This is a genomic window from Nonomuraea sp. CA-143628 (assembly GCF_050942315.1).
GTDB lineage: Bacteria > Actinomycetota > Actinomycetes > Streptosporangiales > Streptosporangiaceae > Nonomuraea.
This window is the reverse complement of record NZ_CP192072.1, coordinates 4554050-4574768: the sequence shown is the minus strand read 5'-3', so window position 1 is coordinate 4574768 and position 20719 is coordinate 4554050. Positions and strand designations below refer to the sequence as shown.

Genomic DNA, 20719 nt, shown 5'->3' with positions numbered 1-20719 from the left:
ATGGTGACGCAGAACGAAGATCAAGGCGAGGTGGACCGGCGTATCGGTCGGCGAGTCCGTGCGCTTCGACTCCGCCGGGGGCTGGGGCTGCGAGCCTGTGCCGAGCTCTGCGGGCGAACCGAAGAATGGCTCCGTCAGGTAGAGCGCGGCGAGCAGCGGCTCGACAAGCTGTCCACGCTGGTGAGTCTCGCCAAGGTGCTGGGTGTCCGCGATCTGGGGCTCATCGTCGAAGGGCGCCTGGACGGCTTCACGTGTCGGCTCGTCGACGGCGGCAGGGTCAGGCATGAGGCCGTGCCGGCCATTCGGCACGTGCTCTCGACACCGATCTTCCCGGCCCAGCCCGTGGCTGACCTCGCGGTGGAGACTGGGCGGATGCGCCGCCGGCTGGACATGGCGTGGTCGGCGTGGCACCGGTCGGTTCGGCCGTACACGGCGCTGGGGGTCGTCGCCCCCGATCTGCTGCGCGACGCGCTCAACCTGCACCGTACGGCGCAGCCGTACGAGCGGCCCGCTACGTGGGCGATCCTGGCCGAAGTGTTCCAGCTGGCCCAGCGGTTCCTCTACTGCGTGGGCGAGCCCGAGCTAGCGGCCCGCGCCGCCGATCGGGCGATGGTGGCCGCGGAGGAGACAGACGATCCGGTGCTCATCGCGATCTCGGCATGGACCTCCGCCATGGCGGCGCTCGGGCGTGGGCAGGCCGACGAGGCCGGTGAGGTTGCCACGGCCGCTGCCGATTATCTGCAGCCTACGGAGTCCGAGGCGGCGCTGTCGGCATGGGGTTCGTTGCAGTTGTTCACCGCGATCGCACACGCGAAGAACCGCCAGACGGGGAACGCATGGCGGCACTGGGATCTCGCCTGCGAGGCAGCGTCCACGCTGGGCCCTGTCCACCACAACCCACTGACGATGTTCGGCGAGGCGAACGTTGGAATCTATGCCGTCGCCATCGAGGTCGAGACGGGACGCTCGGCTGCGGCGATCGACCGGGCGAAGGCCATGGCGATCTCCACGATTCCGTCGTCGAACCGCCGCGCCCAGCACCTCATCGACCTGGCGCGTGGCCAGCTCTACCATCGCGCGCCGGATGAGGCGCTGGCCTGCCTGAGGCTGTCGGAGCAGCATTCGACGGAGACGATCGTGTTCAGTCCGGTCGCCAAGCGGGCCATCACCGAGATGATCGAGAAGCAACGTCGTCCATCGGCCCCACTGCTGGATCTGGCGGTCCGGGCGCGCGTCATCGCTTAGGAGCGACCCCCAACCGCTGGTTGGGTTCGAGCCCTGACCGGCGCCATACGGTCAGCCGCATGAGCCGAGAGCTGGTTGACCAGGACGCCGCCCACCAGGCGCTGTTGAACCTCGCGGCGGAGCTGGAGACGCGCCGCTTCCAGGTACGGCTGCGCAAGGTCGAGGGCCGCCCCCTGAGCATCACCATCATCAACGTAGCCGCGCCTGTCCTCACCGAGAGCGTGCTGACCGCGCCGGATACCGACGGTGCGCTCTGGTACTGGTTCCCCTGGCGCGCGCCGATCAGCCCGGTGGATGACGTCCTCGCGGCGGCGGACCGGGTCGAGCGAGTGCTCGCCGAGGTCGGGCGGCCGACTCCGTGAACGGCGCGGCGGCGTAGACCGCTCCGGGGGCATCCCCGCCGTCGCGCCTTCCATCCGATGACCTCGCACGAAGCCGTTCGGGAGGGACCGGCGTCGTGCGACGCGGCGGCATGGCCACGGGGTGCGTCACCATCCCGGACAACCATGCCGCCGCAACCATGAAGGGCTGACATGTTGATTCCGTTGGAATTTCACGGGGTGCATCTCGCGCCGCTCGGTGCTATCCACAAGCAAATCGAGTGGGATCTTCCCACTTCGCGTACTGCCAGGGTGCGCGTACGCCGCCACACCTGCTGTTGCGGGAACGTTCAGTTTGAGCTCTGCGAGGCGGGCGGGCTGATGTTCATCCGCCGTCTGGAGTCTTCTCACGACGGCGGCGTTGTAGTTCACGAAACGGAGCGGGTACGGACCGCGCAGGCCGTACATCTGTGGGACCTTCTTCTGCGCGGTCAGGCTGGTTGATCGAGGTCCCTAACAGCCTTTCGGAAACCCCTGGCTCGCCTCTCCCGATTTAGCGCAAACCGAGTCGTCGTTTGCGCTTGGTGAGCCGGTCGAGCTCCTCTTGATACTCAGCTGGCGGCAGCCCGTCCAGGAATCGCTCCAACGCCTGGCACACCTCCCTGGCTTCTCGGAGCTTTCTCTGCGAGACCGCTTGCTCGATCATGCCGAAAAGGATGGCCACCTGGTTTCTGTCCACGTGGGCCGCCTTGGACGCTCGCGGTCTGGAACGGGCCGATGTGGGCGCTGGCAATGGGATCGCTTTCGGGGGCTTGCCGGAGCGCATCTTGGCCGGCTCGCTGCTGCGCTCCCGTTCAATCTCGGCCTCTCGGACGATGTTCCGCTGTCGATTGAGCCGTTGGTCCGCCTCGCTCCGCTCCGTCGCGCCCAACCGCTCCATAAGGGCTTCGACCTCCTCGTACAGGCCGGCCCAGGTATCGGCATCCCGCTGCGTCTCTGCGTACTCCAGCGTCGCCAGAATGGCCTGCGTCCTTGCCCATGCATCCGGATTGGTCTGGGCAGGTTCCTTCGATTCCTCATCCACCTGATCCGCGTCGTCGGCAGGAATGAGGACAAGGTCTTGTACCTGGAGCTTCCACACGATCTCGGCGGATCCCATGGGGGACGTTGCGGACAAGAGTGCAGGACCAGCGACTATGTGAGAGCGACCGATGAGTGGCGCCGAGTCCGCTTCCGCGATGATCACGCGGACCGATGTCGTGGGTAGAACGAAGTCCGTACACGCGATATCGGCATCGATCTCGCGATGTGTCATCGTCCTTCCCGAACGGGGAATGAGGGTGAGCGACTCCTCGTGCACAGCGAATCCGACCGCGGCAAGGGGATGAGGCACCGCTGCCCCCTGCTTTGGCTTCTCGATTGACGCGGCCCTTGTGTTCGCTGGCTCGGCCGTCGATGGCCGGTAGGGAGCCTGCGTCGTTCGGTTCCGAGGAAGCTCGGCCAGGTGCGGAGTCCGGACGCGCCCGCGTTCGTCAATCGTGCAGTCCTGGAGATTCGCCCACAGCGGGATCTTGCCGCCGACCTTCGTTCCGATTTTGACGATGCGCCGGAGCCCGTCGGTTTCACAGCCGACAACGAACGCATGCCCCTGGCGCTTGGTCATGTGCCGGACCATGGGAACCGACGGAGCGAAAAGCCACTCGACGCTCCTGTGTGATCGCCGGAGTTGGGCATCCCGCTGAGGCCATTTGCCGTTCGAGTCTTCGCGCAGGTCATTGCGGAGCGCAACGGCGATCAGACCGCCCTTGGCCGTTTCGATCGTCATACCGGTGCATGAGCCTCCCTCCCGGGGGACCGAGCCCTCCAGGTGCACCGCCTTGATTTGGTGGCCACACCGCCTCAACCAGTCGGTGAGCTCCTGCCGGATGTACAGATGGTCGGCGCTTTGCTCGTCAGTGCTAGACCGTCGGCAGTTCACGGGCCCATCACTGCTCTCCGGGTGGTGGGCGAAGTGCGGCACCCGCACCGGACCGATGCGCGTGTACAGCTCCTTACCGCAGCCGCCCAGCCACTCTCCGCAGAAGAACCGCTTCGCGCTGTACTTCCGCCGAAGCAATTCGGCGTCGACCCGCTCGAACGGCATCATGATCGGCTGGTGCGAGCCGGGTAACCCGAGAACAGCAGTTTGGACCTTCCGAGTGTCGCGCATTTCAACCTCCGAGATGTGGGCAGCATGGCGATCCGCCCGAGTACTCACCTCGTGGGCTGGAACAGCGGCGGAACAGGGCACCGAAGGCCCTGTCCCCATCAGAGTGTGAGAGCGCCCGCGAGAAGATCGTCGAAGCGGTCCAAGCCCTCTGCCGGACGGTCGATCCCCCGCAACGGACCGTGATCGACGAGGTGCGCGTCGGCATAGAGCCGGGCCACCAGTGCCTTGCGGTCGGTGCCCAGCTCCCGCGCCTCCCAGGCCGCCTGCTCCAGCAGCAGCGCCGCCGCGTAGACGTCCGCCATGTACGTGGCCAGCGCGAACAGCCGCGCCTCCGCCGCGACGGGGTCCAGGGAGGACCAGGCGGTGATCGCCTTCCGGAGGTCCTCGATCCGGCCGCGGACGAGAGCCGCGGTCTCCGGATCGACGGGCAAAGCCGGATCGACGGACGAAGCCTGGTCGACGACGGAGACGAGCCGGTCGAGGAAGGGCTCGTGGGCGTTCTCGCGCAGCATCGCCCGCCGCACATCCAGGCACAGGATGTTGTCGCCGCCCTCCCAGATCGGGTTGACCTGGGCGTCGCGCAGCAACCTGGCCACCGGCCACTGCTCGATGTAGCCGTTGCCGCCGTGCACCTCGATCGCGTCACTGGCCGCCGTGACACCGAGCCGGGCCGCCCGCAGCTTGATCAAAGCGGGCGCGATGCGCAGCCTCGGCCCGACGAGGCCATCGAAGACGAGCGCCTGGGCCGCCTCGACCTCGACGATCAACTCGGCCAGCTTGCGGCGCATCAACGGCTGCTCGATGAGCGGCCGGCCGAACGCCTCGCGAGAGCGCGCGTAGCAGAGCGACTCGACCAGAGCGCGCCTGGCCACGCCGGCACCCATCATCGCCACGCCGAGCCGGGAGGCGTTGGTGAGCTTCATCATCGTGCCGAGCCCCGAGCCGGAACCGCTCCCGGCCAGCAGGAACGCCTCCGCGTCGACGAGCTCCACCTCGGCCGACGCAACGGACCGGGTGCCGAGCTTGTCCTTCAGCCGCCTGATCCGCACCCCGTTGCGTGAACCGTCACGGCGCTCCCACAGCACCAGGAACGGCGCCACGTCACCCTCGGGAAGCCGGGCGAGCACGACGAAGGCGGAACCGTTGGCGTTCGAGGCGAACCACTTGAACCCGGACAACAGCCAGGAGTCGCCGTCCGGCACCGCCGTGGCCTCCAGGGCGGCCAGGTCGGAGCCGCCGGTCCGCTCCGTGAACATCTGAGCGGCCTCGCCGGAATAGAAGCCATTGGCGAAGATCGCCCGCACCCGGTCCCGTACATCCTCAGGCGCGTGCCGCTCGGCCAGCGAGACCACCATGTCCCCGCCCGTGCCGAGCGCGCAGCCCATCCCGATGTCGGCCTGGTCGAGCAGGTACGTCCAGGCGGCGGCGAGCGCGGCGGGATTCGCGCCGTTCGCCCGGGCCTCGTCGGCGAACGCGGGTGAGGTGAAGTTGTTGGCCATGAGGGCGTTCCTGGCCGTGTGGAAGGAGGGCGGCATCACGACCTCGCTGACGTCCCTGCCCCACTTGTCGTACTTCTCCAGCCGCGGCGGGTGCCGATCGGTCTCCTCCGCGCACTCGGCCACCGTGCCGCCCATCAGCGCGCCCAGCTTGTCCAGGTACGGCGTGGCCCAGGCGAAGCCGTCGCCCAGGTGGCGCCGCATGAGCAGTTGCAGCGTCGGATCGCAGCTCCACCAGTTACGCCCCGTCGCGCCCTGATAGCGCTCGGTCGCGTAACGGTCGCTGCCGTCGAACGATTCGATGAGATAGCGCCCCATACCCCGGACATTACATATACTCGACACGCGATGGAAGAGCGTAACAATCTCAGTGCGAGGTCGGCTGTGCTGAGCGCGCTGCTCGGCAGCCATCCGCCCAGGCTGGCCGCCCGCCACCTGGTGCGCATCGGCGCGCTGTTCGGCATCGCCGAGGGGACCGTGCGGGTGGCGCTGTCACGCATGGTGGCGGCGGGCGACCTGGTCCAGTCCAGCGGCCGCTACACGCTGTCCGACCGCCTCATCGAGCGTCAGGGCAGGCAGGACGAGAGCCGCGACCCGCACACCAGACCGTGGGACGGCACCTGGGAGATCGCGGTCGTGACGGCCGAGCGCCGCGCCCCGGCCGACCGGGCCGCCTTCCGTCACACGATGACCGCGCTACGCCTGGCCGAGCTCCGTGAGGGCACCTGGCTGCGCCCGGCCAACCTGCTGCGGCACTGGCCCGAGAGCGTCACCGCGCAGTGCACGCTGATCGACGGCCGCCCGCGCGACGACCCCACGCCGCTGCTGTGGGACCTCGACGGCTGGGCGGGCGAGGCGCGCCGGCTGGAGAGCGCGCTCGACCGGGCCGAGGGCCTGACCGAGGGGTTCCTGGTGTCGGCGGCGGTGGTGCGCCACCTGCTGGCCGACCCGCTGCTGCCCGAGGAACTGCTGCCCAGCGACTGGCCGGGCCCCCGGCTGCGCACCCGCTACGACGACTTCGACCGCCACTACCGCGAGCTGCTGTACCAGCACCTCGGCGATTGACGGCACCTCACAGACCGACCGCGAAGATCACCCGCTTGTTCCTGAACTCGGTGACGCTCCACAGTCTGCCGCCCTGCACGGTCAGGTCCTCCGGCCCGATGGGGTAGGGGCGGGTGACGAGCGTGCCCTCGGTGCTGACGTGCAGCTTGCCGTTGGTGTTGCCGTCGGCGGCCTGGCTCATGTACCACTTGCCGCCGCTGGAGAGCGCGCCCTGGATCTTCGGCAGGCCCATGACGTAGGCGTCCCTGGGCACGCCGCCGCTGAGCTCCAGGTCCCAGCGGGCCACGCGGCCGTTGGCGTCGTTCTCGTGGTACTCGCCGCAGACGAGGGCGTGCGGGGTGGTGCTGCGGTCGATGGAGGCGAACGAGAAGAGGGCGCCGGCCGTGGCGAGGCGCCAGGAGTCGCTCTGCGGGATGACGTAGCGGTAGCCGAACGCGTGGTACTTGCCGCCCTGGCGGCCGATGCGCGTCGGATCGCCCAGGTCGTTCTGGGCGGTACGCAGGTCGAGCAGGTGGTTGAGGTCGAAGACGCGCAGCCCCTTGGTCGTGTCGGCCACGTAGAGCAGGTCGCCGTACCAGGCCACGCCGCCCGCGTGGATGTTGATCGCCCCGTACGACCCGTCGGGCTTGGCCTCGACGAGCAGCGCGTGCTGGTACTTCAGCGTCTGCGGGCTGAAGAAGGTCACCCTGATCCCGCGTTCGACGACGGGCGGCGACGGCTTGAAGTACCAGCTGGCCACGAACACCGGGACCCCAGCGGAGCCGGAGTCCTCGCCGCAGGTCAGGCCCTGCGGGTACCAGTCGGTCGTGTCCTCGTCCTTGGTGTCGAAGGCGTACCAGTCGACCGGTTTGGGGTTCATCGAGCCCAGCGCCCCCGTCGCCCCCTTGCGCACGCCGGTCCGGTTTGCGTGGGTCAGCACCGCCTCCACGGAGACGGCGCCGATGCCGCTGGCCAGCTTGGCCGCCCCCTCGGCCAAGGTGCCAGTCGCCCTGCGTAAGGTGAAGGGCGTCTTGTCGATCGGAACCATCCCCGGTGCAGCCATACTTCCCTCGCTTTTCCGTCGATGTCTCGTGTATTCGACGGATCAGCGGCCGCGAAAGTTCGGCTAACTCCAGGTATGTACGGGCTGACCGGAAAGGGCGAGCTCGTGATAGCGCCGTACCAGCCGCTCCGCGTCGCCACCGAACTCGGCCAGCGTTTCGCGCTGCCACGCCGCTCCGGTACGGCGCAGCCGGGTCCGCTGCCTGATGACGTCGAGCGCGCCGTCGGCGTCCGACGGCGTGACCCCGGCCGCGAGCAGCCCCTCCCTGGCCTCGGGCAGCAGCTCGAGCACCAGGTCGGCGGCCGCGAAGTCGCCGGCCCGGCCGGGCCAGGACAGCTTGGCGTCGAGCCCGTGCATGGCGGCCCGGTAGAAGTTCTGGTACGCCTCGGCGAACGCGTACTCGGTGAGATCCCGCTCCGCCTGCGACATCGTCAGCCCGATGAGGAACGCGCTGTTGGCCGCCATGTCCGCGCAGGACGGCCCCGCGGGCAGGGCACGCATCTCGATCCGCAGGTGGCCGCCGCCGGACGGGTCGTAGACGGGCCGGTTCCAGTGCCAGATCGTGCCCTGGTGCAGCCGCAGCTCGGGCACGTCCAGCGGGTCGGGGTTGTCCGTCATGTCGGGCAGGACCGGGTCGTAGTCCCGTACGTACCGCTCGAACAGCTCGTAAGCCCCCTCGCGCACCCAATCAGACCCGAACGTGACCCGGCCGTCCTTCCGATAGCGCCGTTCCAGGTCCCGGTCGTCGGCCGCCTCCTCCATCAACGCGATCCTGGTCTCCTCCCGTAGCTGCCTGCCGAGGAAGAACGGCGAGTTGCCGCAGGCCGCCAGCACCGGCCCGGTGGCCAGCTGCGCCGCGTTGAACAACCGGGCGAACCGGTCCGGCGGGGTGCGGATGTGCACCTGCCACGAGGTGTTGGCGCTCTCCAGGATGACGTCCTCGACCGCCAGCTCCAGGTCGTCGATCTTGACCAGGAACGGCTCCAGCCGCAGCCGCCGCAGCCCCCGGCTCATCGCCCGGTAACGGTTCTGGTCGCTCATCGCCTCCTTGGTGAAGTCGCCGGCACTCAAGGTGGGCAGGATGCCGATGGGCACCGCGCCGCCGTCCTCGACCGCCCGGTCCACGCTCGTCAGGGTCTCCTGCACCTCCGCGCCCAGCTGCTCGAACGGCCGCCCCTCCAGCGGCAGCGGAGTCAGGTTGACCTCCAGGTTGAAACGGCCGAGCTCCAGGACCACGCGGGGGTCGCCGAGCGCGTCGCGCACCTCGGCGTTGCGCGGCAGCGGGCGGCCCGCCTCGTCGATGAGGAACAACTCCAGCTCCGCGCCGATGGTCGTCGGCCCCTCGCCGAAGCCCGGCCTGTCGAGCAGCTCGCGCAGCACGCCGAGCTGCTCGTGGAGACGCTCTCCGAAGCGGGTGTACTCCGCTTCGGAAAACCGCTCTTTGTCCAAATCTTGTCCCATAGCCTCCTTACTGTCCGGACATATCCCTTCCACACCTCACCAAGTCAGCGGGCCGTCTTCGTCCAGGAAGGCGCCGGTCGGGCCGTCGGCGTCGAGGGTGGCCATCCGTACGGCGATCGTCGCGCCCTGCTCGGGGGTGCGGTGGCCGGAGTGCCCGTTGAGGTCGGTGGCGCAGTAACCCGGGGTTACGGCGTTCACCTTGATCGAGGTGTCCCAGAGCTCCTTGGCGTAGGAGACGGTGATCATGTTGAGCGCGCTCTTGGAGGAGTTGTAGGTCAGGAAGTTGCGCTCCCAGAGGCGGCCGTCCTGGTCCATCACCATGGACAGGGAGCCGAGCTCGCTCGACATGTTCACGATCCTGGCCGCCTCGGCCCGGCGCAGCAGGGGCAGCATCGCGTTGGTCACGGTGACCACGCCGAACACGTTGGTCTCGTACACCTGCCTGAGCTCGTCGGCGCTGGTCGCACTGGGGCTCGGGTCCTCCGCCCAGACCATGACCCCCGCGTTGTTCACCAGGATGTCGAGCTTGCCGTACTCCTGCTCGATCCACTTGGCGGCGGCCTGCACGCTGTCGGCGTCGGTCACGTCGAGCCGCACGTACGGCTGGCCGATCCGCTCGGCGGCGGCCCGGCCGCGCTCCTCGTCGCGCGCCCCCACGATGGCGGTGACGCCGCGCTCGCCGAGCAGCCGCGCGATCTCGAAACCGATTCCCTTGTTGGCACCTGTGATGAGGGCAGTTGTCGTCATGGCTCAACGCTCGCGCGGATCGGGCCGCAGCGTGAGAGACCTCCTTAGGCTGGGATCGGCGGTACCACCCAGGAGGCCACGATCTGCCAGAAGATAGAGGGATGGACCGCAACAAACTCGCCGAGTTCCTCCGCAGCAGGCGCGACCGCGTCACGCCCCACGACGTGGGACTGCCCGAGGTCGGGCGCCGGCGCACGCCGGGCCTGCGCAGGCAGGAGGTCGCGCAGCTCGCGGGCATGTCGATCGACTACTACATCCGGCTGGAGCAGGGCCGCGGGCCCCATCCGTCGCGCCAGGTGCTCAACGCCCTGGCCAGGGCGCTCATGCTCAGCCAGGACGAGCGCGGCCACCTGTTCAACCTGGCCGGCCAGGCGCTGGAGACGCCGCGCATCAGGGCCGATGTCCCCGAGGCCATCCTGCACCTCATCTCCTTCCTGGAGGAGGTGCCCGCCTATGTGGTCGACGCCAAGTACGACATCCTCGCCTGGAACCGGCTCGCCGGCGTGATCATGGGCGATCTCGACTCACGGTCCCCCGACGACCTCAACGTCATCCGCTGGGTGTTCCGCTCCTCCGACATCGGCGGGTACTTCGCGGACGAGGAGAAAGGCCGCTTCGCCCGCGGCTCCGTAGCCGACCTCCGCGTCGCGGCGGGTCGCTACCCGGACGATCCGGCCATCCAGGCGCTGGTCGCGGAGCTGCTCGCGTTGAGCCCCGAGTTCGCCGAAATCTGGGCCAGGCACGAGGTGGAGGTCCGCCGGGAGAACACCAAGCGCCTCGCCCTCCCGGACCTCGGCGTCATCGACGTGACCTGCCAGGTCCTGGCCGTGCCGGACCGCGAGGACCTGCGCCTCGTCATCTACACGGCCGAACCAGGTTCACCCTCGCACCAAGCCTTGCGCAAGCTGCGGCAGTTGACCCTAAGCTCATGAGATGCGAGCCGTTGCGTTTGACCTGTTCGGTGGGGAGCTCGACCTGCGCGAGTTGCCCGACCCCTCGCCGGCGCCACACGGGGCGGTGATCAGGGTCGAGGCGACGGGCCTGTGCCGCAGCGACTGGCACGGCTGGCAGGGCCACGACCCCGACATCCGCGTCCTGCCCCACGTGCCGGGGCACGAGCTGGCGGGCGTCGTGGAGGCGGTCGGCTCCGAGGTGCGCGACTGGCTGCCCGGCGCCAGGATCACCGTCCCGTTCGTGTGCGCCTGCGGATCCTGTACGGCCTGCGCCGCCGGCCAGCAGCAGGTGTGCGAGCGGCAGACCCAGCCCGGCTTCACCCACTGGGGCTCCTACGCCGAATACGTGGCGATCGACCACGCCGACGTGAACCTGATCCCGGTCCCCGAGGAGATGGCCTACGTGACGGCCGCCGGGCTCGGCTGCCGATTCGCCACCGCCTTCCGCGCCATCACGCAGGTGGGGGCCGTGCGGCCGGGCGAGTGGGTGGCCGTGCACGGCTGTGGCGGGGTCGGCCTGTCCGCCATCATGATCGCCACCGCGGCCGGGGCGCGGGTGGTGGCCGTCGACATCAACACCGACGCGCTCCAGCTCGCCGAGCAGGCGGGCGCCACGCACTTCGTCGACGGCTCGGCCGGTGACGCGGGCGCCCAGGTCAGGGAGCTGACCAGGGGCGGGGCGCACCTGTCGATCGACGCGCTGGGCAGCCCGCAGACCTGCGTGGCCTCCGTCGAGAGCCTGCGCCGCCGCGGCCGGCACGTACAGGTCGGGCTGCTGCCCGGCGCGGCTACCCCGGTGCCGATGGACCGGGTGATCGGGCACGAGCTGCGGCTGCTCGGCAGCCACGGCATGGCCGCGCACGACTACGCGCCGATGATGGAGATGATCAGGGCCGGGATCCTGCACCCCGACCAGCTCGTCACCCGGACCATCGGGCTCGCCGACGCGGGCAAGGCCCTTTCCTCGATCGGCAGCGTGCCCGGCGTGACGATGATCACGCCACGGTTCCCCCTGTAACGGCCCCTAGCGGCCGCTTGGTACGCCGCCGACCGCTTTGCAGGTGATGCCGGATACGTCAGACTTGTGACTCACAGGCTTGCTGGCTGACCGTGAGGACAACAGTGATCCGAACCTTGCTCGCTGAAGACATGCATCTGGTGCGAGGAGCGATCGTGGCATTGCTGGCCTATGAGGAGGATATCGAGATCGTCGCGGAGGTCGACCGGGGTGATCGCATCCTCCACGTCGCCCAGACGGTCCGGCCCGACGTCGCCGTACTCGACGTCGCGCTGCCCGGCAAGGACGGGCTGGAGGCCGCCGGTGAGCTGCACGAGAAGCTGCCGGAGTGCGGCGTGCTCATCCTCACCGGCGTCGGCACTCCCGGGCTGCTGAAGCGGGCCCTGGACGTGCACGTGCGGGGGTTCATGGCCAAGGACGCGCCGCCCGGCCGGCTCGGGGACGCCATCCGAAGGGTGGCCGCCGGGGAGCGGGTCATCGACTCCGAGCTGGCGATCGCCGCGATGAGCCCGCCGGACGCGCCGCTGACGGAGCGGGAGCTGGACGTGATCGGGGCCGCGGCCGAAGGGGCCACGGTGTCGGAGATCGCCGCGTCGCTGTTCCTCGCGGAAGGAACGGTCCGAAATTACCTCCACCGGAGTACGGCGAAGCTGGGGGCGCGCAGCCGGATCGACGCGATCCGCATCGCCCGTGAGTCCGGCTGGATCTGACCCCGCCCGCTTGGGACCGGCGACCTAGAGCCCGGTGTGGGCGGCGGCGAAGGCGAGCACGTCGGCGGCCAGAGCGATCGATCTGCTGACCGCCCTGGCCCCGTGGCCGACGTCGCGCTCGTGGCGCAGCAGGATCGGCCGCTCTCCCGCCGTCGCCCACTGCAGGGCCGCGCACATCTTGCGCGCGTGCATCGGATCCACCCGCGAGTCGGCGCCGGAGACCGTGAACAGCGTCGCCGGGTAGTCGATCCCCTGGTGTACGTGGTGGTAGGGCGAATAGCCGAGCAGCCAGCCCAGCTGCTCGGGAAGGTCCGCGGAGCCGTACTCACCGGTCCAGGCCGCCCCGAGCCCCGACCGCTCGTACCGCACCATGTCCAGGAGCCCCGCGGAACACACGACGGCGGCGAACAGCTCCGGCCGCCGCGTCATCGCCGCCCCCACGAGCAGGCCGCCGTTCGACTCGCCCCAGACCGCCAGCTGACCGGGGGTCGTCCACCCGTCGGCGATCAGCTTCTCGGCGGCGGCGGTGAAGTCCTGGAAGACGTTCTGCTTGCGGTCCAGCATGCCGTCGCGGTGCCACGCCTCGCCTTCCTCCCCGCCGCCGCGCAGGTTGGCCACGGCCAGTACGCCGCCGGCCTCGACCCAGGCCAGGGAGTCGGCCGCGTACCCAGGAGTGAGCGACATCCCGAACCCGCCGTAACCGGTCAGAATCGTCGGACGGGGGCCGCCGGGGTGCGGGCCCGCCACGACCACCATGCGCACCCGGGTCCCGTCGGCGGAGACGTACTCGAGCTGGTGACTCTCCACCCGCGAGGCCGCCACCGCCGCGCCGCTCACGGCCGGTGACCAGCGGGTCGTCGTTCCCTCACGGGCGTCGTGGCGCCAGACCTCCGCCGGGGTGACCGCGTCCGTGTAGACGAACCACGCCTCGTGGCCGCCGCCGGGACGCGACGTCAGCGAGGCGATGGAGCCGCTGCCGGGCAGCGGGACGGTACCGGTGCGCTCGCCCGTGGCGGCGTCGTGGACCGCCAGCTCGCCGACCGCGTGGCGGGTCCTGGCGATCAGCAGCCGGCCGCCGTCGAGCAGCGTGAACGTGCCGAGAACGGCCGCGGGGTCCTCGGGTACGAGCTCCTCCCACGCGGCGGGGGTGGCCGGATCGGCGACGCAAAGGCGGCGCCGGGGCGCGTCCTGGTCGGTGAGGATGTACAGCCGGCCGTCCGGCCCCATCGCCGCCGCGGCGCGCGCCGCCACCCCTTCCTGGATCACCTTCAGATCGAGCTGCTCGGGCGGGCCCGCGGACAGGTCGGCGAGGTAGAGGTCGTTCCGGGCGGGGGTGCCCGCCGAGATCACCAGCCGGCGACCGTCCGCGCTGATCTGCAGGCCGTACGAGAGCGCGCCCCGCGTGAACACCTGGACGTCGCCGCCGTCTCGCCTGTGCAGGTGTACGCCCTGGTGGAAGCGGACGTAGAAGAACTCCCTGCCACCGGGCAGCCAGGCGACCGGCGAGTAGCGGCAGCCGCCGATCGGGCCGTCGACGATCTCGCCGGTGGCGACGTCCATGACGTACAGGTCCGCCCGCTCGTCCCCGCTCCTCGACAGCTGGTACGCCAGCAGCCGCCCCTCCCAGTCGGGCTGCCAGTCGTCCAGCGTGGTGAGACCGGTGGCGTCGAGCTCCATGGGATCGAGGACGGCCCGGTCATCGCAGTACAGCACCGGGTGCTCCTGGCCCGCGGACTGGGACAGGTGGAAGCGCCGGTCGCCGCGCCATACCGGCGGGGTGGTCATCCCGGTGACGCTGAGCTCGGTCAGGCGCTTCTGGAAGTGCTCGCGGAGGGGCAGGCCGGCGGCGTGGTGCCGCCAGAGCCGGTCCTGCTCGGCCTGCCAGCCGACGGTGGCCGGATGGGCGGCGTCCTCCAGCCGGCGGTAGGGGTCGGTGACGAGGTGGCCGTGCAGCTCTTCGACGAGGGACAGACGCTCTGCGTCCGGATATTTCATGACACGGGCTCCGGTTGCCAGTGGCCGGCCAGGTCGGCGTAGGTGGGTGAGAGGCGTACCAGCTCGTCATGCGTGCCGACCACGGCCTGGCCGGCGTCCATGAGCAGGATGCGGCGGGCGCGCGTGGCCGAGGTGAGGCGGTGGGCGACGACGATCAGCGTGCCACCCCGTTCCGCGAACGCGACCTCCACCCGCGCCTCGGCCACGGGGTCGAGATGGCAGGTGGCCTCGTCCAGGATGACCAGACGGGCCGGGGCCAGGTAGGCGCGTACAAGGGCGATCAGCTGACGCTGCCCGGCGGACAGGGCGCCGGGGTCGAGCTCCGGCTCCATGTCCGCCAGCAGGCCGGTCGCGCCGAGCGCGGCGACGGCGGCCTCGACCTGGTGGGGTGGCGCGTCGCTCAGGTACGTGAGGTTCTCGTGCGGCGAGCCGCGGAAGACGTACGCCTCCTGGGGGATCAGCACCCGCGCGGCGGGGGGCACGTCGGCGGCGGGCACCCCGCCGATCCGGACGTCACCCGCGTCCGGCCGGAGAAGACCGCTGACCAGGGCCGCCAGGGTGGACTTGCCGGCGCCGCTCGGGCCGACGACCGCCAGGTGGTCGCCCTCGGGGATGTCGAGATCGAGACCGTCGATCACCGCCTCGGAGTGCGGCCCGTACGCGAACGTGACTCCCCTCAACCGCACGCCGCCCGCGGGCGCCCGCCCCGGCCCAGCCGTGGGAGCCTCAGACGACCGCGCTGAGCCGGCTGTGGGGGTCGATCCCAGGGCCGCAGGCGGGATCGGCGCTGGGAGGCCGGAGGTGGTGATGCGGCGGAGGGTGGCCACGAGGCTGACGCCGCTGACGCCGAGGCCGTGGACGAGGCCGTTCAGGGCGGGGGCCAGCGACTGGGTGACGTAGGCCAGGGCGCCCACGACGACCCCCGCGCCCAGGCCGTCGCTGAGCAGCCAGGGCGTACCGGTCAGGAGGAGCACCACGGGCAGCCAGGCGCCGACGGCGAGCGCGATCGTGCGCGCGGCGGTCACGCGGGCCAGCGCGCGCGCCGCCGACGCCTGCGCCTCGACCCGGTCGGCCAGCGCCGCGCCCACGCGGTCCTCCGCCCCGCAGGCCACGATGTCGCGCAGCCCGCCGGCCATGCCGGTCATCGACTCGGCGAGCAGTTCGTCGGCCATCAGGAACGCCCGCTGCCGCCACGCCAGAGCCGGCAGGGACACCAGGAACAGCCCCAGCCCGGCGACGAACGGCGGCAGCACCAGCACCGCCGCCCGCGGAGCCAGCGTGAGCAGCCCCAGCACGACACTGACCACGGTGAACGCGAACCCGCGCACGGTGGTGACCACCGCCGCGAAGGCGTCCCTGGCCAGCTCCACCTGGAGACCGGCCCGGGTGACGGCGGCGGTGTCCGGGCGGGCCGTCACTGATCGGGCGGCCCGGCGCATGGCTCCGCCGACCACGTGAGCGAGCAGGTCGTCCCGGAACGGCTCCGCGACCGCCGCCACGGCGAGAATGATCTGGCGGGCGGCGACCGCGGCGACCAGCCACGCACAGCCGAGCGCCGCCAGCCAGACCAGCCCAAGGGCGGGGCGGCCCACCGCGAAGCCGTCCTCGATCGCGCGGGCGACGGCGTGCCCGATGAGGAACGCGGGCGCCGCCTCCAGCACCGACCACAGACAGAGACGCACCAGCGCGTACGGCCGCCGCCGCAACGCCTGCCAGAGCAGCGACTTCATGAGACGTCTCCCCGAGATCCCGCGAGCCTCTCGGAATCCCCGCGTCGTCCCTCAGAGTCCGCGAGCCTCTCGGACCGCCTCTCAGGCCCAGGCACCTCGGGTCCGTCGGACCCCCCGCGTCCGGCGGACCCTTCGAGTGCCTGGGACCCGTGGGGGTCCTGGAAGACCGCCCGGTATCGCGGGTCCGCCCACAGTTCGTGGTGCGGCGCGTGGCCCAGCACCCTGCCGTCCTCCAGCCAGACGACCCGGTCGGCGCGGGAGGCCGTGGTGAGCCGATGGGCCACGATGAGCCGGGTCCGTCCTCGGGGATCGGCGGTGAGGGCGTTGCCGACCTGGCGTTCGGTGACGGTGTCGAGGCTGGAGGTGGCGTCGTCGAGCACCAGGAGGCGCTCTCCTTGCGCGAACGCCCTGGCCAGGCCGATCCGCTGCCGTTCGCCGCCGGAGAGCGGGGTGTCGGCCATGGGAGTCGCGTAACCGCCGGGCAGGCGGCGGATGAACCCGTCGGCGCACGCCGCCGTCGCCGCCGAGGGTACGATCCCTTGGTCGTCCGCACCGAGCCCGATGGCCGCGCCGACGGTGTCGCCGACCAGGACCGGGCGTTCGAAGGCGTACCCGATGGCCCGTCTCAGCTCGGCGCGGTCCAGCTCCGGCAGCGGTACGCCGTCGAGCAGCACCGTTCCCCCGGCAGGGTCAGCCAGCCGCGCCGCCAGCGCGGCGAGCAGCGACTTGCCGGATCCCGAACGCCCCACCACGGCCGTGGCCGACCCACCGGCGATCACCAGCTCGTCCACGGCCAGACCGGGCATCGTGACCCCCCGGAACTCCACGCTGCCGAGCCCGTCAGGTGGTCCCGAGGTGCCGGCCAGCGGGTGGGTGGCGGGCTCCGCGTGGATGGCGGGCTCCGCGTGGGTGGCCGGGAGGAGGCGGGTGCCGTAGCGGGTGGTAGGCAGGCCGAGGACCTCGGCGACGCGTTCGGCCGCCGCGCGTGCCCTGGCCAGGCCGCCGATGTGGCCGAGCGCGGTGCTCAGTGCCGCGCCCAGGACCGCGTACCGCGCCGCCGCGTACAGTTCGCCGATCGTGAGCTCGCCGGCGGCCAGCCGGAGTCCGCCCACGGCGAGTACGGCCACCTCCACCAGCGGCACGACGAGGCCCGCCTGGACGCCGGCCGAGGCGTTCGCCCGCCACAGTGCCATGCCATGGGCCCGCAGCCGGTCCATGGGCAGAAGGACCCGGCGCGTCTCGCGGTCGGCGGTCCCGGCGGCGGCGATCGTCCGGGCGCCGCCGAGCGCGTCCACCAGCCGGGCGGCGATCTCGCCCTGTACCTCCTGGTAGCCGCCCGCGATCGTGGTCGTGGCCCGGAGGAAGGCCCGCAGGACGAGCAGGATGAGCGCGATCCCGGCGACCAGCGTCGCGGTCAGCACGGGGTCGATGAGCGTGAGCGCCACCAGGGCGCCGAGCGTGGGGACGAGCAGCGCCAGCGCGCCGGTCACGGACTCGGGCGCGCGGCCGGTCTCCTCGGTGTTCAGGCCGGCGCGGGTGACCAGCTCGCCTTCGGGGAAACGGCGGGTCGCGGCGGGGCCGACGCCCAGGACGTGACGCAGCACCGACAGGCGCAGCCGGGCGGCCGCGTACGCGCTGCTCGCGCCGCGTGCCCAGACCCCGGCGCTCTCGCAGAGCATGATCCCGGCCACGATCACCGCGCAGGCCGCCAGCCAGGACGCGGTCTCGGGCCGGGCGGAGACGAAGCCGTCGACGGTACGGCCGACCGCGTAGGGCAGTGCCAGCTCGGCGGCCGCGCCCCCGATCGCCGTGACCGCGAGGACGGCGGGCCATGGGCCGCTTCGCCGTACCGCGTCCATCACCAGCCGGTCTCCGGCCCGCACGACCGTCTCCTTCACATGGCGTAAGGGACAAATCTCAGATACCAATCCCCGCGCCGCCATAAGCGGCGCGGGGATCGGCGCAAATGTGTCAGTGACAAAGTGCGACACTGAGGTTGCTCGGGTGGCCTGACTGACACGTCAGAGCGGTCAGAGTGCTGCCGCCACTGGCGACATCGCTGCCGGCCGGGGTCTCGAGACCCTGCAGGTCGAGAAGTACCATGGTTTACACCTCCTTCTGGGACTGGTTGGAGACAGGCCGCCGGTCGGCGGCGGCCTCGAGGAAGGGCAGGCGTCCCGGCTGTTCGCCCATCACTGTGCCGAGGGCGAACAGGACGCCTGCCGTTCCGGTCGCGAAATCCATGGAGAGGCGCAGCAGCTGGTCACCGGGGAAGGCCAGGCCTCCGCCGTAGGGCAACGCGTGCCAGCGCAGACCCTTGATCTGAGCCTCAGAAGGACCGTCGAGGCCGCAGCCGAGCGCGGCGACGATGCCCGCGCGTCCGGTGAACAGCCCCGGCTGGACGAAGAACCCCGAGCGCGCGACCAGCCGCAGATCACGCAGCGCGGTGGCGAACTCCGTGTCCTCCCGGTGCGCCAGGTAGCGGGCGAGCACCAGGCCGATCCCGACGGACCCCTCGTCCAGGTACGGCAGCAGCCGCCAGCCCTGGTTCACCTGGAGTGAGCCGTCCTCGGCCGCGCGGCAGCGGCGCAGGTCCTGCCGGAGCGCGACGGCGGCCAGGTCGAGCAGCGCCGAGTCACCGGTGCGCTCGTAGGCGTGCAGGAACAGCAGGGCGGGGCCGCAGGAGCCGTACATGAGCCCGGCCCGCGGATTCGTGCCGCCGCTCAGCTCGGGGACGTCGTCGGCGCCGCCGAGCCGGTCCGCGCAGATGTCGACCGCTCGCAGCGCGCTGCGCTCCAGTTCGGGCTCACCCAGGTGGAAGAGGTTCAGCCCGATGCCGGACAGACCGGAGAAGAGGGCCGATTCCAGGCCGTCCCACTTCTCGCGCAGGCTGATCTCGACCACGTCGAGCGCGTCCTGCCGGTGGCCGAGCAGGTCGAGGGTGTAGGCGATGCCGTGCAGGCCGTCGTAGAAGCCGAGGCCGGAGCCGGACACCGGGCGCTTGGCCCGCGCGAGCAGCCAGCTCTCATACTCGGGGAAGCGGCCGGCTCCGGTCGCGGCCAGGGCGTACAGGACGCCGGCGGCGCCGTAGGCGAGATTCAGGCCACCGCCCGGCTGGAACTGGGCCACGTCGCCGGGGAAAAGCCGGTCGTCGCGGCCGGGTGTCGCGGATGTCCGGATGGCCCGGCACATCGCGGCGCGCAGCTCAGGCCAGGTGGCGCTGCCGGGCATCGGCAGGGCGCGCATCTCGCCCTCGTCGCGGTCATCGCCCGCGATCGTGGACACGGCCGGCGCGATCTCGCGGGTGAAGGTGTCCGCCACGATCTCGCCGAGGTGCGCGACCTTGGCCCGGTGCAACGGCAGCATGATGGTGCACTGCGGGGCGAACAGCCCGAGCCGCAGGCAGGCCATCGCGTACCTGTCGACGTCGGTGCCCCGCCGGTCGGGCGGCGCCGCGTACGCGGGGTGGGCCAGCGCGGCGCGGCCGTCCTCCTCGGCGAGCGTGGCCACCTCGTAGTCGATGAGCACGACCCGGCCGCTCTCGGTCAGCAGGATGTTGTCGGGATGCAGATCACCGAAGACCACGCCGCGCTCGTGCAGCGACGCCAGCGCCCGGTCCACCCGGTCCAGGGTGTCGAGGGCCCAGTCGGTGTAGCCGGCGAGGTCGTCCGGCGTGCACGTCGCGCGGGTCAGCGGATATCTGTGCACCAGGCGGCGTTGCAGCGTGGTCCCGTCGACGAACTCCTGCACCAGGAAGTGATGCTCACCGAGGGTGAAGTAGCCGAGCAGCTCCGGCGCCGCGGACAGCCCGGCCAGGCGGCTCAGTATGTCGCGCTCGTGCGTCAGCCGCGCCACCGCGTCCCGTCCCGCGTTGTCGAGCCCGGCGTACGGCCTGGCCTCCTTCAGCACGACCCGGTCACCGGTTCGCTGGTCGCGGGCGAGGTAGACACCGCCGCCGTTGGAGAAGTGCAGCACGTTCTCGATCTCGTACGGCAGGCCGGTCGTGGTCACGGCGTTGCGCGCGGCGAGATGAGGCTCAAGGAACTCGGGCAGCGTCGTCCAGGGCGGCACCGAGAACGTCGCGCCCCGCACGTCGGGCACGAGCCGTCCCCCGCCGTCCTCGACGGCCAGCACCCGCTCGCCCCCGGACAGGCAGTGCCGCTCGGCGAAGCCGCCGTAACGGACGAACAGCGGCCCCTCGCCGTAGCGCAGGTCGCTCAGGATGTACGGGCCGCGTACGTCGTGCAGGAGTTCGTGCAGCTCTTTGAGAACGAGTTCGAGCTGGCTCTCGTCCCTGGGATAAATGGTGACCAGTTTGCCGCTCGACGCCCTGGACGCGGCCTTGGAATTGAGCATGACCAGGACCGGCAGGCCGCGCAGGAACTTGAACGCGATCCCGCGGGGCAGGCAATAGTCCCAGACGGCCGCCAAGGCCCGTTCGGCGTCGTCCACACGGGCCGAGACATGAATCTTCCAGCCCTGGGAGGGCAGGGGCGCCACTCCGCCCGGCGCGTAATAGCACCAGGTCTCCGTCGCCTCGTGCAGCCATCCTTCGGGGACCGGCCGGTGCGCGATGGGAAAGTCGGCGTCCTCGGCGGCGCTGTGCTCGAGGGTGTCGTAGAAACGACCGTCCGCGAGGCAGTACAGCTCATACTGGTCCATCCGGTGCGACCTCCCATGCGTTGTCAATAAGAGAATGGCAACGCGCGGACAAGGCGTCTAGTAACA

17 protein-coding genes are annotated in these 20719 nt (G+C 70.9%); 7 read left to right on the top strand and 10 right to left on the bottom strand.

What is annotated here, in order from left to right; all coding sequences use genetic code 11:
• From ACQP2T_RS21115 to ACQP2T_RS21105, 3 genes are all read left to right on the top strand, one after another.
• Positions 1-1245, top strand: a complete 1245-nt coding sequence (locus ACQP2T_RS21115) for a helix-turn-helix domain-containing protein (protein ID WP_433517821.1) — start codon at positions 1-3, stop codon at positions 1243-1245.
• Positions 1246-1304: 59 nt separating this feature from the next.
• Entirely contained in the window at positions 1305-1607 is a 303-nt protein-coding gene (locus tag ACQP2T_RS21110) for a hypothetical protein (RefSeq protein ID WP_433517820.1), read from the top strand.
• 171 nt (positions 1608-1778) lie between these two features.
• Positions 1779-2069, top strand: a complete 291-nt coding sequence (locus ACQP2T_RS21105) for a hypothetical protein (protein ID WP_433517819.1) — start codon at positions 1779-1781, stop codon at positions 2067-2069.
• 49 nt (positions 2070-2118) lie between these two features.
• On the opposite strand, the gene ACQP2T_RS21100 is transcribed toward ACQP2T_RS21105, so the two are convergent.
• The gene (locus ACQP2T_RS21100; RefSeq protein WP_433517818.1) at positions 2119-3711 is read right to left on the bottom strand and encodes a competence protein CoiA family protein; all 1593 of its coding nucleotides are present in this window, start codon (positions 3709-3711) and stop codon (positions 2119-2121) included.
• 161 nt (positions 3712-3872) lie between these two features.
• Positions 3873-5588, bottom strand: coding sequence for an acyl-CoA dehydrogenase family protein (locus ACQP2T_RS21095; RefSeq protein ID WP_433517817.1), 1716 nt, complete (start codon positions 5586-5588; stop codon positions 3873-3875).
• 30 nt (positions 5589-5618) lie between these two features.
• On the opposite strand from ACQP2T_RS21095, the gene ACQP2T_RS21090 reads away from it, so the two are divergent.
• Positions 5619-6335, top strand: a complete 717-nt coding sequence (locus ACQP2T_RS21090) for a PaaX family transcriptional regulator C-terminal domain-containing protein (RefSeq protein ID WP_433517816.1) — start codon at positions 5619-5621, stop codon at positions 6333-6335.
• Positions 6336-6342: 7 nt separating this feature from the next.
• On the opposite strand, the gene ACQP2T_RS21085 is transcribed toward ACQP2T_RS21090, so the two are convergent.
• From ACQP2T_RS21085 to ACQP2T_RS21075, 3 genes are all read right to left on the bottom strand, one after another.
• Entirely contained in the window at positions 6343-7377 is a 1035-nt protein-coding gene (locus tag ACQP2T_RS21085) for a hypothetical protein (RefSeq protein ID WP_433517815.1), read from the bottom strand.
• Between the two features lie 63 nt (positions 7378-7440).
• A complete protein-coding gene (locus ACQP2T_RS21080; protein ID WP_433517814.1) occupies positions 7441-8838 on the bottom strand; it encodes a glutamate--cysteine ligase in 1398 nt (465 codons plus the stop codon).
• Between the two features lie 36 nt (positions 8839-8874).
• The gene (locus ACQP2T_RS21075) at positions 8875-9585 is read right to left on the bottom strand and encodes an SDR family oxidoreductase (protein WP_433517813.1); all 711 of its coding nucleotides are present in this window, start codon (positions 9583-9585) and stop codon (positions 8875-8877) included.
• 101 nt (positions 9586-9686) lie between these two features.
• Between ACQP2T_RS21075 and ACQP2T_RS21070 the strand changes: the two genes are divergently transcribed.
• The 3 genes from ACQP2T_RS21070 to ACQP2T_RS21060 all read left to right on the top strand — a co-directional run bounded on the left by ACQP2T_RS21070 (position 9687) and on the right by ACQP2T_RS21060 (position 12266).
• Entirely contained in the window at positions 9687-10517 is an 831-nt protein-coding gene (locus ACQP2T_RS21070; RefSeq protein WP_433517812.1) for a helix-turn-helix transcriptional regulator, read from the top strand.
• 1 nt (position 10518) lies between these two features.
• Positions 10519-11556 carry a zinc-dependent alcohol dehydrogenase family protein gene (locus ACQP2T_RS21065; protein ID WP_433517811.1) on the top strand — a complete coding sequence of 346 codons (1038 nt, stop codon included), beginning with the start codon at positions 10519-10521 and terminating at the stop codon, positions 11554-11556.
• 104 nt (positions 11557-11660) lie between these two features.
• Positions 11661-12266 carry a response regulator transcription factor gene (locus ACQP2T_RS21060; protein ID WP_433517810.1) on the top strand — a complete coding sequence of 202 codons (606 nt, stop codon included), beginning with the start codon at positions 11661-11663 and terminating at the stop codon, positions 12264-12266.
• A gap of 24 nt (positions 12267-12290) precedes the next feature.
• On the opposite strand, the gene ACQP2T_RS21055 is transcribed toward ACQP2T_RS21060, so the two are convergent.
• The 5 genes from ACQP2T_RS21055 to lanKC form a co-directional block, all read right to left on the bottom strand.
• Positions 12291-14261, bottom strand: coding sequence for a prolyl oligopeptidase family serine peptidase (locus tag ACQP2T_RS21055; RefSeq protein ID WP_433517809.1), 1971 nt, complete (start codon positions 14259-14261; stop codon positions 12291-12293).
• Positions 14258-15991, bottom strand: a complete 1734-nt coding sequence (locus ACQP2T_RS21050) for an ATP-binding cassette domain-containing protein (protein WP_433517808.1) — start codon at positions 15989-15991, stop codon at positions 14258-14260. Before ACQP2T_RS21050 ends, ACQP2T_RS21055 begins: the two co-directional genes overlap by 4 nt.
• Positions 15988-17874: an ABC transporter ATP-binding protein gene (locus tag ACQP2T_RS21045; protein ID WP_433517807.1), complete on the bottom strand. Its 1887-nt coding sequence runs from the start codon at positions 17872-17874 to the stop codon at positions 15988-15990. Before ACQP2T_RS21045 ends, ACQP2T_RS21050 begins: the two co-directional genes overlap by 4 nt.
• Positions 17875-17962: 88 nt before the next feature.
• Positions 17963-18094: a SapB/AmfS family lanthipeptide gene (locus ACQP2T_RS21040; protein WP_357642972.1), complete on the bottom strand. Its 132-nt coding sequence runs from the start codon at positions 18092-18094 to the stop codon at positions 17963-17965.
• A 3-nt stretch (positions 18095-18097) separates the two neighbouring features.
• Positions 18098-20653: a class III lanthionine synthetase LanKC gene (lanKC, locus tag ACQP2T_RS21035; protein ID WP_433517806.1), complete on the bottom strand. Its 2556-nt coding sequence runs from the start codon at positions 20651-20653 to the stop codon at positions 18098-18100.
• Positions 20654-20719: the final 66 nt, after the last annotated feature.